17 protein-coding genes are annotated in these 15679 nt (G+C 68.5%); 6 read left to right on the forward strand and 11 right to left on the reverse strand.

The genetic code is table 11. The annotated features are described in order from the left end of the window. Positions 1 to 61 precede the first annotated feature (61 nt). Genes ACFY3D_RS03130 through ACFY3D_RS03160 form a run of 7 tightly spaced genes read right to left on the reverse strand, consistent with a single transcriptional unit; the run spans position 62 to position 7769 of the window. Positions 62 to 1453, reverse strand: a complete 1392-nt coding sequence (locus tag ACFY3D_RS03130) for an NAD(P)/FAD-dependent oxidoreductase (RefSeq protein WP_389974130.1) — start codon at positions 1451 to 1453, stop codon at positions 62 to 64. Then, positions 1434 to 2648 (reverse strand): amidohydrolase family protein, encoded by a 1215-nt coding sequence (locus ACFY3D_RS03135; RefSeq protein WP_389974133.1) that lies wholly within the window; start codon positions 2646 to 2648, stop codon positions 1434 to 1436. Before ACFY3D_RS03135 ends, ACFY3D_RS03130 begins: the two co-directional genes overlap by 20 nt. 8 nt (positions 2649 to 2656) lie before the next feature. Next, the gene (locus ACFY3D_RS03140; protein ID WP_389974136.1) at positions 2657 to 3916 is read right to left on the reverse strand and encodes an amidohydrolase family protein; all 1260 of its coding nucleotides are present in this window, start codon (positions 3914 to 3916) and stop codon (positions 2657 to 2659) included. Further along, on the reverse strand, positions 3913 to 5070 hold the full coding sequence (locus ACFY3D_RS03145) for an ABC transporter ATP-binding protein (protein WP_389974139.1): 1158 nt from the start codon (positions 5068 to 5070) through the stop codon (positions 3913 to 3915). The genes ACFY3D_RS03140 and ACFY3D_RS03145 overlap by 4 nt, the downstream gene beginning before the upstream one ends. Positions 5071 to 5077: 7 nt before the next feature. Next, a complete protein-coding gene (locus ACFY3D_RS03150) occupies positions 5078 to 5860 on the reverse strand; it encodes an ABC transporter permease (RefSeq protein WP_389974142.1) in 783 nt (260 codons plus the stop codon). 11 nt (positions 5861 to 5871) lie between these two features. Continuing rightward, positions 5872 to 6738 carry an ABC transporter permease gene (locus ACFY3D_RS03155; RefSeq protein WP_389974145.1) on the reverse strand — a complete coding sequence of 289 codons (867 nt, stop codon included), beginning with the start codon at positions 6736 to 6738 and terminating at the stop codon, positions 5872 to 5874. Next, positions 6723 to 7769: an extracellular solute-binding protein gene (locus ACFY3D_RS03160; RefSeq protein WP_389974148.1), complete on the reverse strand. Its 1047-nt coding sequence runs from the start codon at positions 7767 to 7769 to the stop codon at positions 6723 to 6725. Before ACFY3D_RS03160 ends, ACFY3D_RS03155 begins: the two co-directional genes overlap by 16 nt. Positions 7770 to 8021: 252 nt before the next feature. Here ACFY3D_RS03160 and ACFY3D_RS03165 point away from each other — a divergent pair, with 252 nt between their 5' ends. Beyond that, the gene (locus ACFY3D_RS03165; RefSeq protein WP_389974151.1) at positions 8022 to 8636 is read left to right on the forward strand and encodes a TetR/AcrR family transcriptional regulator; all 615 of its coding nucleotides are present in this window, start codon (positions 8022 to 8024) and stop codon (positions 8634 to 8636) included. Positions 8637 to 8985: 349 nt separating this feature from the next. Here the strand turns inward: ACFY3D_RS03165 and ACFY3D_RS03170 are convergent, their stop codons facing one another. Further along, positions 8986 to 9126, reverse strand: coding sequence for a hypothetical protein (locus ACFY3D_RS03170; protein ID WP_389974154.1), 141 nt, complete (start codon positions 9124 to 9126; stop codon positions 8986 to 8988). Positions 9127 to 9223: 97 nt separating this feature from the next. On the opposite strand from ACFY3D_RS03170, the gene ACFY3D_RS03175 reads away from it, so the two are divergent. Continuing rightward, positions 9224 to 9403, forward strand: a complete 180-nt coding sequence (locus tag ACFY3D_RS03175; protein ID WP_389974157.1) for a hypothetical protein — start codon at positions 9224 to 9226, stop codon at positions 9401 to 9403. A 9-nt stretch (positions 9404 to 9412) separates the two neighbouring features. Further along, positions 9413 to 10612, forward strand: coding sequence for an SMI1/KNR4 family protein (locus ACFY3D_RS03180; protein WP_389974160.1), 1200 nt, complete (start codon positions 9413 to 9415; stop codon positions 10610 to 10612). 61 nt (positions 10613 to 10673) lie between these two features. On the opposite strand, the gene ACFY3D_RS03185 is transcribed toward ACFY3D_RS03180, so the two are convergent. After that, a complete protein-coding gene (locus ACFY3D_RS03185; protein ID WP_389974163.1) occupies positions 10674 to 10964 on the reverse strand; it encodes a hypothetical protein in 291 nt (96 codons plus the stop codon). A gap of 206 nt (positions 10965 to 11170) precedes the next feature. On the opposite strand from ACFY3D_RS03185, the gene ACFY3D_RS03190 reads away from it, so the two are divergent. Continuing rightward, positions 11171 to 12139, forward strand: coding sequence for a hypothetical protein (locus tag ACFY3D_RS03190; protein WP_389974166.1), 969 nt, complete (start codon positions 11171 to 11173; stop codon positions 12137 to 12139). A 66-nt stretch (positions 12140 to 12205) separates the two neighbouring features. Here ACFY3D_RS03190 and ACFY3D_RS03195 read toward each other — a convergent pair whose 3' ends face one another. Continuing rightward, entirely contained in the window at positions 12206 to 12781 is a 576-nt protein-coding gene (locus tag ACFY3D_RS03195) for an ATP-binding protein (RefSeq protein WP_389974169.1), read from the reverse strand. Positions 12782 to 13000: 219 nt separating this feature from the next. On the opposite strand from ACFY3D_RS03195, the gene ACFY3D_RS03200 reads away from it, so the two are divergent. Then, complete coding sequence (locus ACFY3D_RS03200) at positions 13001 to 14383, forward strand: hypothetical protein (RefSeq protein WP_389974172.1); 1383 nt, start codon at positions 13001 to 13003, stop codon at positions 14381 to 14383. Beyond that, positions 14380 to 14865 carry a GNAT family N-acetyltransferase gene (locus tag ACFY3D_RS03205; protein ID WP_389974175.1) on the forward strand — a complete coding sequence of 162 codons (486 nt, stop codon included), beginning with the start codon at positions 14380 to 14382 and terminating at the stop codon, positions 14863 to 14865. The genes ACFY3D_RS03200 and ACFY3D_RS03205 overlap by 4 nt, the downstream gene beginning before the upstream one ends. A 136-nt stretch (positions 14866 to 15001) precedes the next feature. Here ACFY3D_RS03205 and ACFY3D_RS03210 read toward each other — a convergent pair whose 3' ends face one another. After that, the gene (locus ACFY3D_RS03210) at positions 15002 to 15517 is read right to left on the reverse strand and encodes a DUF6879 family protein (protein ID WP_389974178.1); all 516 of its coding nucleotides are present in this window, start codon (positions 15515 to 15517) and stop codon (positions 15002 to 15004) included. Positions 15518 to 15679 lie beyond the last annotated feature (162 nt).

Consider the following 15679-nt stretch of genomic DNA (forward strand, 5'->3'; position numbering starts at 1 on the left):
CGGTCCCCGCACCGCGATCGCGATCGCCGGACTCCTCCTTCTCACGACAGCGGCCTGCCTGTCAGGCGTGCCCGGTGATGAGATCTGCGAGCCGGGCGAGGAACGATGTACGCGAGCGGGTACGCTCTCTGGCGTCGGCCGCCCGGTAGAGGCCGTACATCGCGTGCACCCCAAGCCAACGCAGCGGCTCGGGTTCCCATCGCCGCACCGTCCTGTCCACCCACGGCAGGGAGATGAGCCGGCTCTCCTTCCGCAGGATCAGGTCGCGGAGCGTGCGGCCGGCCAGGTTGGTGGTGGTGACGCCGTGGCCGGTGTAGCCGCCCGCCCAGCCGAGCCCAGTGGCGTGGTCCACGTGCGCGGTCGAGCACCAGTCTCGGGGCACACCGAGCACACCGGACCAGGCGTGCGCGACCGTGGACGTGGCCGCGCCGGGGAAGAAGTCCAGGAGCAGGGACCACAGTGCGTCGACAGTCTGGGCGGGGGTGTGCCCGCGCGCGTCGATCCGTGAGCCGTACAGGTAGGGCTTGCCCCGGCCGCCGAAGGCGATGCGGTCGTCGGCGGTGCGCTGGGCGTACATGTAGTAGTGCGCTTCGTCTCCAAGCAGGTCGCGGCCCTGCCAGCCGACCTCGTCCCAGAACGCAGCGGGCAGCGGCTCTGTGACGATCATTGAGCTGTTCATGGGCAGCCACTGTCGGCGCAGGCCGGAGATGCCCGCGGTGAAACCCTCTGTCGCCCGGATCACGTACGGCGCGCTGACCGTGCCGTACGGCGTGATCGCGCGGTGTGGAGCCAGTTCAGTCACCGGCGTGCCCTCGAAGATCCGCACGCCGAGACCCCGGACGACCCGCGCCAGCCCTTGGACGAGCTTGGCCGGTTGGACTCGGGCGCAGTGCGGGCTCCACGACCCGGCCATCGCCCCGGCCACTCGCAGCCGCTCGCCCGGCTCGACCAGGCGCAGATCCTCCTCCTCGAAGCCCCAGGAGCGCATGCGCGTCACCGACGCGCGCAGCCGGGCGGCCTGGGCGGTACCACGTGCGACGTTCAGCACGCCGCCCTTGACGATGTCGGCGTCGATGCCCTCCTTCGCGCAGACCGCGATCACCTCGTCCACGGAGGTGATCATCTCCCGCTGCAGCCGCACGACCGCGTCGTGGCCGTGGGTGCGTGCGTAGCGTTCGTGTGAACCGGCCAGGTTCGCGGTGAGCCAGCCGCCGTTACGGCCGGACGCGCCGAACCCGGCAAACTCTTTCTCCAGGATCACCACGTCCAGCGAGGGATCGGCCTGTTTGAGGTAGTAGGCGGTCCACAGGCCCGTGTAACCGGCGCCCACGATCACCACATCCGCCGACAGGTTGCCGTCCAGGCGGGGCCTGAGGTCGGGGAGCCCTTCCTCCCTGTACCAGTAGGAGACCTCCCCGTTGACGAAGCCGACGTCAGCGGACACGCTGGCCATCCTTGATCACGGCTGTGATCCGCTCGGGGCGGATCACGACGTCCAGGTCCTGGCGCGGGTCAGCGGGCAGGAGCACGAGGTCGGCGAACCTGCCCTCAGCGACCATGCCGATCTTGGACTCCATGCCGACCAGCCGTGCCGCGACGCTGGTGGCGCTGCGCAGGCAGGTCTCGGCGTCCACTCCGGCGTCGCGCATGTAACCCAGTTCGTCGGCGCTGCGACCGAACGGCGTCATCGGCTCGGAGAAGCAATCGGAGCCCATGGCCACCTGTACGCCGGTCGCGACCGCGAGGTTGAGGCTCTCCTCCGCGATCACCAGCAGCCGCTTGGACGTCTCACGCTGCTCGGGGGTGATCTCGGGACCTTCCCAGCGTACGTACCTTTGGAGCACCGACAAGGTGCTGACCAGGGTGACGCCGCGCTCCCGCATCGCCCGACAGACGCCCTCGTCGAGCTGGAAACCGTGTTCGATCGCGTCCACGCCCGCCTCGACGGCGGCGTAGGTCGCAGCCAGGGACTCGCAGTGCGCGCCGACGGGCAGGTCGATGGCGTGTGCCTCCTCGACGATCGCGGCGAGTTCGTCAGGCCCGTAGTGCACGTGCTCGGGGTCGTCTCGCTCGGACAGCACGCCGCCGCTGGCCCACACCTTGACCCAGCGACCGCCCTCGCGGGCCACCGTGCGCACGGCTCGCCGCAGGTTGGTGGGACCGTCACTGATCAGCGCCATGAACGGCTGCTCACGCACCCAGGTCATCGGCAGCGTATGGCAGTCGCCGTGCCCTCCGGTGCGCGACAGCCCGAGGTAGGCGGGCACCACGCGCGGTCCCTCGATGTCCCCGGCGTCGATGACCTGGCGTAGCGACGGGCCCAACGTGCCACCGGCCTCGCGCACGGTGGTGAAGCCGGAGCGCAGGATCTTGCTCACGTCGGAGACCGAGCGCAGCGCGTTGGGCAGCCGCGGATCCACCACCCAGTGCACGGGATGCGGGGTACGGGCGCCCCACAGGTGGATGTGGCAGTCGATCAGGCCGGGGATGACCCAGCCGCCCTGCCCGTCGAGTATGTCGGGCGCGTCCGCCGGGAGCGGGGCGATGGCTGCGATCCGGCCGCCGGAGACGCTCACCCCCGTGTCGTGGACGACGGTGCCGTCACCGGTCCAGACGTTGACGTTGGCGATGCCGTCGATGGTGTTCATGGTGCTCCTCACAGGCTGATGGACCGGCGCAGGCCCGTACCGGCTACGGGCACGCCGTCACGCAGGACCAGCGCGATCTTTTCGGGACCGACGATGGCGTTCAGGTCGTCCAGAGGGCTGGTCCGGCTGGTGACGATCAGATCGGCGATCTTGCCGACCGTGACGCTGCCCAGGTCCTTCTCTCGCCCGGCGACCCTGGCGCCATTGATGGTGGCGGCGGCGAGGCACGCCTCGGCGGGCAGTCCCGCCTCGCGCAGGGCGAGCAGTTCCTCGGCGTTGGCGCCGAATGGGGTGAGTGGCTCGGCGAAGCTGTCGGAGCCGATCGCCACCGTGACACCCGATCGATAGGCGAGCAGCGCGCTGGCGTGCACGGAGGGCAGCAACGTGCGGGCCATCTCGACCTGTGCCTCGGTGATCTCGGGGCCGTCCCAGCGCAGGTAGCGGTGGAGCAGAGCCATGGTGCTCACCACCGGTACACCGCGCTCGGCCATCAGCAGGCAGGTCTCCTCGTCGAGGATGAAGCCGTGCTCGATGACATCGACGCCGGCCCGCACGCAGGCCTTGATCGCGCTCGGGAACTCCACGTGCGCGCCGACGGTCATGCCCAGGGCATGCGCCTCGCGGCAGATGACCTCCAGCTCTTCGACGCTGAAGTGCAGGTGCTCGGGAGAGTCGTGATCCGACAGCGCGATGGCGCCGCTGGCCCAAATCTTCACCCACTCGCCGCCTTCCCTGGCGGCCATCCGGACCGCCGTACGGACCTCGTCGGGGCCGTCGGCGATCCTGGCCATGTACGGCTGCTCGCCCACCCACGCGATGGGCAGACTGTGGCAGTCGCCGTGCCCGCCGGTTCGGGAGATGCCCAGGTGAGCGGGTATCACCCTCGGCCCGGCCACCTCCCCTTCGGCGATCGCGTCGCGCAGGCCCGGGCCGAGCGGGCCGCCGGCTTCGCGCACGGTGGTGAATCCCGCGTCCAGGACGCGGCGCAGGTCGCCGACGGCGCGGAACCACGACAGCGGCGACTGGCCGACGACCCAGTGCACGGGATTGGGAGAGCGGGCCCCCCAGGAGTGCATGTGGCTGTCGATCAGTCCGGGCAGCACCCACCGGCCGTCGCAGTCGACGACGGTCTCCGCCGAGCCTCCGGTACCTGCCGGAACGATCTCGGCCACCCGGCCGCCGGTTACCAGGATGTCGGCGCCGTCCACCGGTTCCGGCAGATCGGGCGACCACAGGACGGCGTTGGCGAGTTTGAGCTGTGCGGTCACACTTGGCTCCGTTCAATTGTGGGGATCTGGGTCGTGGCAGACGCGGCGCTCGCCCCGGGGTCGGCATCCGGTACGACGGCGCCATGCCGAGGGCTCCAGGTCATCCAGGCGCTCTCGCCCGGCCTCCAGTCGACGGGATCGTCCACCGGTTGGGTGATCGAGCCTTCGGCACCGTCCGGTAGCCGGACCGTGACCCGGCGGGTGTGCCCGAGATAGACGACGTCGGTGACATCGACGCCGACGGCGTTGACGCCAACAGGCGCGTCACCACCGTCCGCGGCCAGCGACAGCGACTCGGGCCGGAGCACCAGGGCCACCGTGTCCGCGGAGCCGCTCACGCCCTCCGGCACACCGAGACGCGTCCCGGCGTAGCCGAGTACGCCGTCGCTGCCTGGGCGGCAGCCGCGCAGCACGGTGGATTCGCCCAGGAATCGGGCTACGAAGAGCGAATCCGGGCGGCGGTACAGCTCAGAGGGTGTGCCGACCTGCCGCAGCCGACCGCCATCGAAGATCGCGATGCGATCGGCCATCGACAGCGCCTCGTCCTGGTCGTGTGTGACGCAGACGAAGGTGATGCCGAGCTCCCGGTGCAGGCGTTTGAGCTCACGCTGCAGCCACTCGCGTAGTTGCCGGTCCAGGGCGCCGAGCGGCTCATCCAGGAGTAGCACCCTGGGCCGGTAGACAAGGGCCCTGGCCAGTGCGACGCGCTGCTGCTGGCCGCCGGACAGCTGGGCGGGCAGCCGGCCGCCGAGGTCGTCCAGGCGTACGAGCTCCATGGCCTCCCGGACCCGGGTGGCGATGTCCTGGCGGCCGACTTTGCGCCGGCGCAGCGGGTAGGCGATGTTCTGCGCCGCCGTGAGGTGCGGGAACAGCGCGTAGTGCTGGAAGACGAAGCCGAGGTCGCGCCGGTGGGCAGGTAGTGCGGCCACATCGCGGCCGTCGACCAGGACCCGCCCCGAGGTGATCGAAGTGAACCCGGCGATCATGTTGAGCGTGGTCGTCTTGCCCGAGCCGCTCGGGCCAAGAAATGCCACGAACTCCCCGGCTTCCACGGTCAGGCTCACCTCGTCCACGGCGGCGGAGCCGGGTCCGCCGAATCGTTTGACGAGCCGGTCGAGCCTGAGTGAGGCGCCCTGGCCTGCTGGTGTGGTCATGGAAGCCTCACCTGTCTGTCTTCTTGCGGCGGATCAACGAGGGGAGCAGGAGCAACGCGGTGGTGACCGCGAGAATCAACGTGGCCGCCGCCGCGATCGTGGGATCGACCTCCACGGTGACGCTGTCGTACATCTCCACCGGCAGCGTCCGCAGGGCGGGCGTCTGCAGATAGATGGCGATCACGATGTCGTCGAGCGAGACCACGAACGCGAACACGGCTCCGCTGAGGATGCCGCTCGCGAGCAGCGGCAGGGTGACGGTCCTGAACCGGGTCCAGGCGCCCGCGCCCAAACCGGCCGCCGCCAGGTCGAGGCTGCGGTCGTAGCCGCGCAGGCTCGACTGCACGGTCACCACGACGTACGGCATGGCCAGCATGGTGTGCGCGGCGACGAACCCGATCAGGGTGCCGTTGAGCTGCCAGCGCAGGTAGACCGCGAGCACGGCGACAGCGGTGACGACCTGCGGCATGATCAGCGGGCTGAGCAGCAGCCCGTTGACCATGGTCGCGGCACGTCCGCGCATCCGGGCCAGCCCGTATGCGGCGGCCGTGCCCAGCACCGTGGCGACGAGCGTGGTCGCCAGCGCGACCCACAGCGACGACAGCAGCGCGTCGCGCCAGCCCGGGTCGGTGAAGAATTCCTCGTACCAGCGCAGCGACCAGGTTTTCGGCGGGAACACGAACGACGCCTCGCCGGTGAAGCTCAGTGGGATGACCACCAGGGTCGGCGCGAGCAGCAGCAACGCGGTGGCCGCCGCCCAGGTCCACAACCAGGGTCCGCCGCGGTCCATCTCCCGGCTTCTCATCGGCCCCGCCCGAACAGATCACCGATTTTGATCATCCGGCTCGCCACCACCAGCACCACGGCGGTGGCCACGATCATGATCACGGCCATCGCCCCGGCGGCGGGGAAGTCGCGAAGCTGTTCGACCTTGATGCCGATGATCTGGGCAGCCAACGCGTTCTGCGGGGCGCCGAGCAGAACCGGCGTGATGTAGAAGCCGAGCGCAACCACGAACACGAGGGTCAGCCCGGCGACGACCCCGGGCATCGACATCGGCAAGAAAACCGTCCTGAAAGCGGTGGCCGGACGGGCACCCATTCCCCGCGCGGCTACCACCAGCCCTCGGTCGATGCCCTGCATGGTGCTGTAGAGCGGCAACACCATGAATGGCAGGAGCACCTGCACCATGCCGATCACGACTCCGGGCAGCGTGCCGATCAGCGTCACGTCGTGCATCCCCAGCAGTTCGAACAGCTGGCTGACCGGCCCCCCACGCTGCAGCAGCACCACCCAGGCGAAGGTCCTGGCCATGAGGCTGAGCCAGAAGGGCAGTAGCGCGAGCGCTACCAGCACGGCCCTGGCCCGGTCGCCGACCTTCGTCATCAGGTACGCGTAGGGATAGGCGACGAGCAGGGTGACAGCGCTGACGAGAGCGGCGACCCAGAGCGTACGGCCCATGACGCCGAGCGTGACGCCGTCGTCCAGGAGTCGCCGGTACTGCTCAAGGCCTGGTGAGGGCTCGCTCAGGCTGCGCCAGATCAGCGAGATCACCGGGTAGAGGAAGAAAACCGCCAGGGCCAGCAGCGCCGGCAGGAGCAGCGCCGACGCGGGGTCCGGCCGGGACCGACGGCGGAGTCCCACCGGACCGCTCATGACGTGGTCCACGCGGTCCACTGTGTGACGGCCTGCTGCTGGTTCTGCGCCCACCACTGGGCGTCCTGCCGGACAGACTGCTCGGCGATGGCCGGAGCGGTGACGTTGTAGTCGGCATAGACCTTGTCCAGGTTGGGCTTGGCATCGGAGTTCACCGGGGCATAGGCGATGTTCTCAGCCAGACGCGCCTGGGTCTGCGCGGTGAGCATGTCTTGGATGGCCGACTGGGCCTCCGCGGCGTGCGCACTGCCCTTGGGGATGACCACGGACGCCCACCCGAACAGGTTCTGCTTCCACACCGGCGCGTACGGCGCGCCGTTCTTCACCGCCTCCGCGATGCGGCCCGACCAGATCAGCGACATGTCCGCCTGCTTGGCCTCCAGTTGCTGCTGACTCACCGAAGAGGTCTTCCAGAGGCTCACCTTGCCCTTGAGCGCATCCCACTTCCTCAGCGCCCGCGGAATGTCCAGCGGATAGAGCTGCTCCGACTCGACCCCGTCGGCCAGCAGCGCGGCCTCCAGAGGGCCTGCGGTCACGTTCGCCGGGGCGGCCCGGGTCCCGGGGAACGCCTCCAGATCGAAGAAGTCGGCGAAGGAGGTCGGCGGCTTGTCGGCGTACTTGTCTTTGTTGTAGACGAGCAGCAACGAGTAGCCCCACAGGGGGACCGCGCAGTCGCTGACGGTGCCCTCCGGGAACTTAGCGGTGTCGATACCGGTGAGGTCCAGCTTGACGACCGACTTGCCGCACTCCTGGATGGGGTAGAACGGCTCGGTGTCGACCAGGTCCCACGTGACCTTGCCCGCCTCGACCATCGAGGCGAGCTTGGCGTAGTCGGTCGGAGAGTCCTGGGTCAGCGTGACGCCGTTGGTCTTGCTCCAGGGTTCGAGCCACTGTTGCATCAGCACGTCCTGGCTGACTCCGCCATAGGCGACGAAGGTCAGCGATTTTCCTTCGTCTACGGCCGAGCCGGACCCGCACCCCGCTAGCGCGGTCAGGCCGAGGACGCCGGCCATCAGGGTGGCAAGGGTTCGAGTGGTACGCATGCTGCCTCCAGCTCCTGCGTGCGCAACGTCCCTCAGCGGGTGCCCTTCGCCATGTGACGTGGTTTCCGGACAGTCACGTTGCCTGTTCAGGACCTGAACGTAATCCTTCCAATACATTGCATGCAAGGATGCAGGCAATTTTGTTACACTCAGGAAACACCCCCTCCGCGAGACCGCGGCGGGGCAAAATAGTCGACGTCTCGACGGTTCCCCGGCCTGCCGAGACGAGCGTCCGCCAACACAAGGAGCACAGTGGCCCGCGCGTACTCGATGGATCGTCGTAGCGTCCAGCGTGAGCAGACCCGCGCCCGCCTGATCACGGCGGTCCATGCGCTGATCATCGAGCGCGGGTCGATAGAGGTGCAGATGGCCGAGATCGCCGAACGCGCCAACGTCTCCGTGCGCACCGCCTACAACCACTTCGCCTCCTCCGACGAACTGCTCGGCGCCGCCATGGCCGCCATCACCGAGGAGTTCGCCCAATTAGCGCCCGACACAACCGATATCTCGGACACGCCGCCGCGCGCGGCGTTCCGCGCATTCATCCACGACTGGTACGGGCTGTTCGCGGTGGAGTCCGACAAGCTGGAGGCGATGATGGCCATACGCGAATCCGAGGACTTCGCGGCAGCCCTGGTCGAGGCCCGCAAGCTACGACTGGACCGAGCCACGGACATCCTCACCAGAGCCGCCGAACAGGGGCTCCTACGAGTGCCGCTGCGCGACGCGCAGGCTATGACCTACTGCGCCACCGGATTCGCGTCATGGTCCGCGCTGGTTCCGCAGTTCGGGCTGAGCCAGGAGCACGCCGTCCGGGTGATGACGGAGACCCTGACGCGTGCGTTGTTCACCGACAAATCGGATTGAATTCGCGGCCACAATTCGTTCAGCCGACCTACCTGCGCCCACGACTCGGTGGTGCACCCGGGGCGGCACATCCAACGCCGCCCCTGGTCCTCGCCTGGCCTGACCGACGACGTGCTCGGCTTGGCCCCGCCGCCGGCGGCCGTTGAACCGGAGCCGGCCGACCGCCTGAACAGGGCACCATCGTCGGTCACAACGTCAACGTGGACTGGCGGCTGCTGTCGCTACGCTGCCCCAGCGTCCGTCCGGCTTTCCTGGTCAACACGCTCAAACTCGCCCGCCTCGTGCGTGGGAACACTCAACCGCGAACCCGGACCGCGCTCCTCGCCCACACGGCCTGATCATGGCGGCCTCACCGCTGCTCGCCGTCCTCATGCTCGGCGACCTCGCCTTCACCCCCTGGCAGTACGGCCTCGCCTTCGGCCTCCCCTGCGTCGGCGGCCTCATCGGCTCGCGACTGGCCCGCCCACTCCTCGCCCGGTTCGGACACCACAGGGTCATGCTCACCGCCGGGACGCTGCGCGCGCGCTGGCCGCTGGGACTGGCCTTCGTCCACCCGACCAGACTCCCCAGGAAAGGCGGACACTCGCATGAGCATCACCCCCGCGCCCGACCCCGCACGCACCGCCCTGCTCGTCATGAACTTTCAGCCCGTGATCCTCGCGATGCTCCAGGAAAACGAGAGCGAAGCCCTGCTGGGACGCATGGAAAAGGCCATCGCCGCCGTTCGTACCGGCGGCGGCAACCTCCGCCGAAGGAGGGCCGGATAGGGTGCCGCCGTGGATCTGGACGTCATCCGGCGCGGCATCGACGCGCTCCGCGAGTACGACACGGACCTCGACCTCTTCGGCGCCCGCGAGCACCGCTACCGGTTCGAGCCACCGCTCGACGAGGCCACACTGGAGGACGTCGAGACGCGGATCGGGGTCCGCTTCCCCGCCGACTACCGCACGTTCCTGACCCGGCTCGGCAACGGCGGCGCCGGCCCGTACTACGGGGTCCACGGGGTGCGGCCGAACGCCTCCTGGACGCGGTTCGGCCCGTTCCCCTTCACGGAGGAATGGGAGCCGCCCACGGACGACGAGGGCTACGACGAGGCCATGGAGGCCGCCTTCGAGGGACTGCTGCCGGTCTCCGAACACGGCTGCGGCTACCGCTCCCACCTCGTCGTCAACGGTCCCGCGGCGGGCCAGGTCTGGGGCGACTGGACATGCGTCAGCGAGGCACTCGCCCCGCAGGCCGAGTCGTTCGGCACGTGGTACCACGGCTGGCTGGAGGCTTCGCTGCGCGAGGTGCTGAGCGAGCGGATCGAGGCCACCGTACGCGACGAGACCGGCTGGAGCGTTGACCGGCGGTTGCTCGGCCTCCTCCCGCCACCGCTCGTCCGCAGTGACGAGAAGCCGGAGGCGCAGGTCCCGCGACTGGTCCGCCGCGCCTACCTCGCCCTCTACGAACGCCGCACCGACGACGCCCGCGACCTCCTCGCCGAGGCCCACGCGGTCGGCGCCGAGGGCGACTACGAAGCGGCGCGCCTCGCGCTCGCGCGGGCCGTACTCCTGCGCGAGGAAGGCAGGATCGCCGACGCCCTGACCACCGTGGAGCACGCGATCCCGCGAAACGGCTGGTGGTACGACAGGGCGTGGTTGCACCGCCTGCGCGTCGAGCTGTTGCTGACGCAGAATCGGCTGGACGACGCGCACGCGGCGACCGAGGAGCACATCGCGCGCTGTCCCAACGACGACTTCGGCTACGTACGCCGCGCCCTCCTTCGGGTGCTGGCCGGTGACCCCTCGTCCGCCGAGGAGGTCCTGCGCGCCGACGCCCCGCTCGGAAGGGGAGTCCGCTCGGCGGGCCACCCACGTCCCGCCGACCGCACCCCCGTCGCGCTACGGCTCCGGGCTCGGCGCCTGGCCTGGGAGTGCCGCCGCTGGGGCCACGCCGCCGACGCACCCCGCTTCGACGCGATCGCCGCTGACTGACCGGACTCCAACAACAATCCTCGGCCGTGCGATTCGTGGTGTCATCCTCGGCGGGTCGTCCTCACCCTTCGAGGTAGATCCGCCCAAGGAACGCGCCCCGCTCGGCGCGTTTGGTCTCCGCGACCTTCTCGATGTCCCACCACTCGTACCCGTGGATATGGGCGACGGCCCGCAGCACTTCGAGCACGTCGGCGATCTCCTCCGCGACTTCGGCCGCCGGTGCCTCGCGCAGCTCCGCCGCCTCCTCGAACAGCTTCTCCAGCAGCGCCGCCCGGTAGTCGGCGTCCCCGAGCACGGTCACCACCGGTTCTCTGCCGTGTGCGCGAATGATCTCCGGAATCCGGTCCCGCACGAGTTTCCCCACCTCAGAGCACCCCTTCGCGCACGTACGGCCTCCTTCGGAAAGCCCAGAGACTACCGGGCTCCTCCGTCGTGCGCATTTCTCGGCACGAGCGGCGAAAATGGCGTGTATTTCGGCAAATACACACCAAGAGTGGCGGTCGTTATATGGGGCTAGATCTCTCTCATTGGGAACAGAGCGCGCGGTCCTCGTGGCGGATGGCCGTACTGATAGGGGCAAACAGCCGTACCTACAAGTTCGCCCTCGGCTTCGCGCTCCTGGAGGCCGCCGCCGAAGGCCGGTCGGAGATCCTGCTCCGGGACTTGGCGGTGCCGTACGCAATGGAGTTGGTACGGCATCTCGGCCAGGCACCGCAGGTGTCCCAGAAGGGTGAACTGGGAGAGAAGGACTTCCTCTCGGTGGCCGAGCGAGAAGCAGCGGAGTCGCTCAGGCTCGGGAGTCCCACTGAAGAACTACTGGCGGCGGCCATCAAGTCCATGCCCGAGATGGTGATGCGGAAGTTCCACAACCTGCGTGGCGAAGGAGCGGAGATACCGCATCGCTTCTACGAGGTGACCGGCCGCTCCCACGAACGGGTCGTCCGGTTGAGCAAGGAACTCCGCGACATCGCCCAGTCAGAGCAGGCCCCGACCCTGCGGGGCGAACTGTCGGCCCGCTGGAACATCGTGGAAGCATCTTTTGCCATCGGGATCGGCCGAAGCCTGGTCAAAGAGGGTGTCATCGTGGACATGAGTACCCTGCAGATCACCGATCGACTGCGCCGCCGATCGGTCGCCGGCGTCACGGACGCGGTCATCGGCTTCCAGCGCGGCCTCTGCCTGATCTGCACGGACCCCATCGCGCTGGGCATCGACGACATCGCCGTCGACCATGTGTTCCCCCTCTCGTTCACGAGGCTCCTTCCCTCCGGCAGCAGAGGAACGGCACCTGACCTGGACGCGATCTGGAACCTGGCTCCCACCCACGCGGGGTGCAACGGCCGCAAGAGCAACCGACTCCCCACGGAACAGGAGATGTTCAGAATCGCGCAGCGAAACGTGGGCATCATGCAGTCGCCTCACCCACTCAGAAGGACCTTGGAGCTGACCCTGGAGCACAGCGGATACAAAAACCCCCGGCCAGACGAGTGGTTCACGTTCATTCGGCAGGTACGCGGCCTTTTTTAATGCACTGCCTGCCTTCCGTGGAGCCGGGAGCGGCGGCGTGAGTCCTGGTCATCGCCGCTCCCGGGATCAGGAGGGCAGGCGGCGGTCGGGGAAGGCCGGTGCCCACGGTTGCGTGGGAAGGTGGGCACCGGCCTTCGGGGACGGCCCGTCGTCCGGCACGGGGGAGCTCGGACGCGGGCCGGTCTTGGTGGGCAGCGCGAACCCGACGGCCTTGCCGGGGGCACCGGTGGCGCATATCCGGGTCACGTACGCCCGGCAGCGGCCCTTGGACAGGGCGTGCACCAGCAGCAGCCCTCGGCCGCGCTCGGCGAGCAGGCCCAGATCGGGTTCCTCACCGCAGGCATTCAACCGATCGAGGATGGCGAGGATACCGTCGAGGTCCCGGTCCGCGTCGATGACCTCGCACCAGGACGGCTCACCGTCCACGAAGACGACCCGCAGCTCGAAGGGCTGCCAGCCGTGCTCCTCCGCGTTGGCGGCCAGTTCAGCGACGGCGCTCTCGGCATCGCTGAGCTCCTCGCCGTCGAAACCCGCGTCCTGGAGCACCTGCCTGACGACAGCTCGGGCCCGATGGGCCGCGGAGCCCGGCCGCAGGGTCTTCACCAGCACGCGGTAGTCGTGGAGCCTGGTCGAGGGTGCCACGCCGTACCTCCCGGGTCTCGTCGACGGGCCGATGCCGCCCCGCCTTTCCGTCACCCAGTGGACCAGCAGTGCAACGCAGAGTGACAATGTTTGCGATGTGAAGGTCGTGAACCTCCCGGCCATCCCGTGAAGGTCGTGAAGGTTCGCCGTTCTGAACCACGGGGGCATTCACACCACGTAGTCATCGGGCTACCGTTCGCCTGAGACAGGGAGGCCCGGATGACGCACACGCCCACGGCGCTGGCCGAGATCCTGCAACGTGCCGAGATGAACCCGCGCCAGCTCGCCGCCGCGATCAACTCCTGGCTGCAAGGACGTGGCCTTGGTAACCGGCGTATCGATCCCACCGCCCCTTATGCCTGGGTTCGGCACGGCTACAAGCCCTACGACCCCATCCCTTCGGTGGCGGCCATCGTGCTCTCCGAACACCTCGGCCACACGATCCGGGTCGAGCAGCTCTGGCCGTCCCGGCAGCCCTCACCCCTGCCCGCCGTCTCCGCTCTCGGCCCCTCGGCGAACGTCGAGGACATCCTCCAGTCGCTCAGCGACCTGACGAGCCTCAGTACCGGGAAACACACCGATGTCGCCGCCGCCTCCGGACCCGACCTCGCTGCCGCCGTACTCAACGGTCTGCACGCGACCGTGTCACAGCCCCACCGGAACGCGGGCCGCGACCGCGTCCTGCCATCCCAGGTACGACTGATCGGTGCGCATGTCGAAGCACTGCGCAAGCTCGACGACCAGCACGGCGGCGGTGCGCTCAGCCTGCGCTACATCACCAGCGAGCTGCGCAACGTCCTGGATCTGGTCCAGTGTGCCGATTACGAGCCCGCAGTCGGGCAGCAGCTCCTGACCATCGTCGCCGATCTCGCCCAGTTGGTCGGCTGGGTCCACTTCGACGCCCAACGCCCCGGCGCCGCCGAACGCTATCTACTGCTCAGCGAACGTGTCGCCCGAGGGCTGGGTGAGCTGGGCCGGGCCGCGAACGCCATCGGCATGCTCGCCTACATCTCCGCCTTCGCCGGCCACGGCCAGGAAGCCGTCCACATCGCCTCGGCGGCCGAGCGCTGCTGCCCGGCTGACCCCGTCACGCGAGCCCGGGTCATCGGCCGCGTCGCCACCGCCGCAGCCGCCGCCGGAGACTTCTCCGCATTCCGCAAGGCTTCAGAGAAGGCCAGGGAGGTGCTGGATTCAGCCGACATCGCCCCGACCTACCTCTATTACCTGGAGCCCGAGCAACTGGCCGCTGAGACCGGACAGGCCCTCGTCGTCCTGGGCGAGCAGATGACCGTCTACCGCAAACCCCTGCTCAACGAGGCCATCGGTCTGCTCTCCCCGATCTCCACAGTCGGTGCCCGTCCCGACTACCCGCGCTCCGCCCTTTTGCACTGCACCTTCCTCACCCACGCCCACCTACTGCGCGGGGACGTGGAAGCGGCGGTCGACGCGGGCCAGGCCGCGCTCACTCGACTCGACGAGGTCCAGTCGATCCGCGCACTCACCTACCTACGCCGCCTGCGCCCAGCCTTCGCCCGTCGCAGCCGCTCCCCGGCAGTCGCTTCATTCCTCCCCCATCTCGACACCGCTCTGGCCCAGACATGATCGCCACCCGTTTCCTCATCCGGCCCCGTCCCTACGATCACCCGGACGCCACCCACCTGGTCCGCGCGCTCTTCGACGACCAACAACAGCGTTACGGCTACGCCGACCCCTTCGAAGCCGACCCCGCCTCCTACACCCCGCCCCGCGGCCTGTTCCTCGTCGGCTATCTCAACACCGTCCCGGTGACCTGCGGCGGCTACCGCACCTTCGACGAACCCACCCACACCATCGAGATCAAGAAGATGTACACCGTCCCACGCCTCCGCGGCCTGGGCCTGGGCGAACGCATCCTGACCGCCCTCGAACACCACGCCGCACAGAGTGGGGCACAGCGCTCCATCCTGGAAACCGGCGTACGCAACACCGCAGCTCTCGCCCTCTACACCGGCATCGGCTACCAACCCGCCGCCCGCTACGTCAACGGTCGCGACCCCGCCATCAACCGAGCATTCACCAAAACACTCACGAGTCCCACCCTCTGATCGGTCCAGCTTCTACCAGCGCGTTATTCGGTAGCGCCAGCCCACTTCGGCCGCCAGGGCACAGCCGGCGAGGTTGGCGCCCGTACGAATCTCGCGAAGACGCCGTCCGAGAGCTTCGGCGGCCTGCTGAGCGGGGCTAAGTTGGCGTGTACTCACTGTGGGGGATCGCGAATTTCCAGACGGTCTCAAAAGCGCTCTTGCATAGTGTTATGTCGCCCGGATCGGTGGACGCCACCTTCGCTTCTCCCAGGCCGTTGCCGGCGTAGTGGAGGAACACCACCAAACGATCGTCGAACAGGTAGAAGTCGTTGCCCGGTAGAGGGACCGACGAGACCAGACGTCGTGGAACCCAGCGAATGTCCTCACCGGCTTCGACCATCGGATGAGCGATGCTGTACGACCAGCGCTGATAGTCACTCAGCGGCTCCGACACGATACGTGCCCTTCGTATCGTTTTGCCGGTTTTCACGTGTTCGCGCAGTGTAGAGCACCAGCCCTGCAACCATTCCAGGTCATCCGGTTCTCCAGCCGCCCACCTGGCCATGTAGGGCAACTCCACCGCGGTGCCGTAGGCATCCCGCATCTCCAGGTGAACAGCGTTGCGCTCGAAGCCGACCAACAACTCCTCGAACGCGTCGTCAGAGATATTCATGAGCCTGCCGGCGTGAAGAACTAAAGCATTCGCTCGGGGATCTCACAGGCGACCTCTCTTACGGGAACGTCCATCTGGGCGAGGGCTTCCGGGGCGGTGACACCTCAGCAACCACGGTCGGTCCGGCAGACGTTCGGGGTACTGCCGAGATCTCTACCTACG

The organism is Streptosporangium sp. NPDC000509 (assembly GCF_042898365.1).
Classification (GTDB): Bacteria; Actinomycetota; Actinomycetes; order Streptosporangiales; family Streptosporangiaceae; genus Streptosporangium.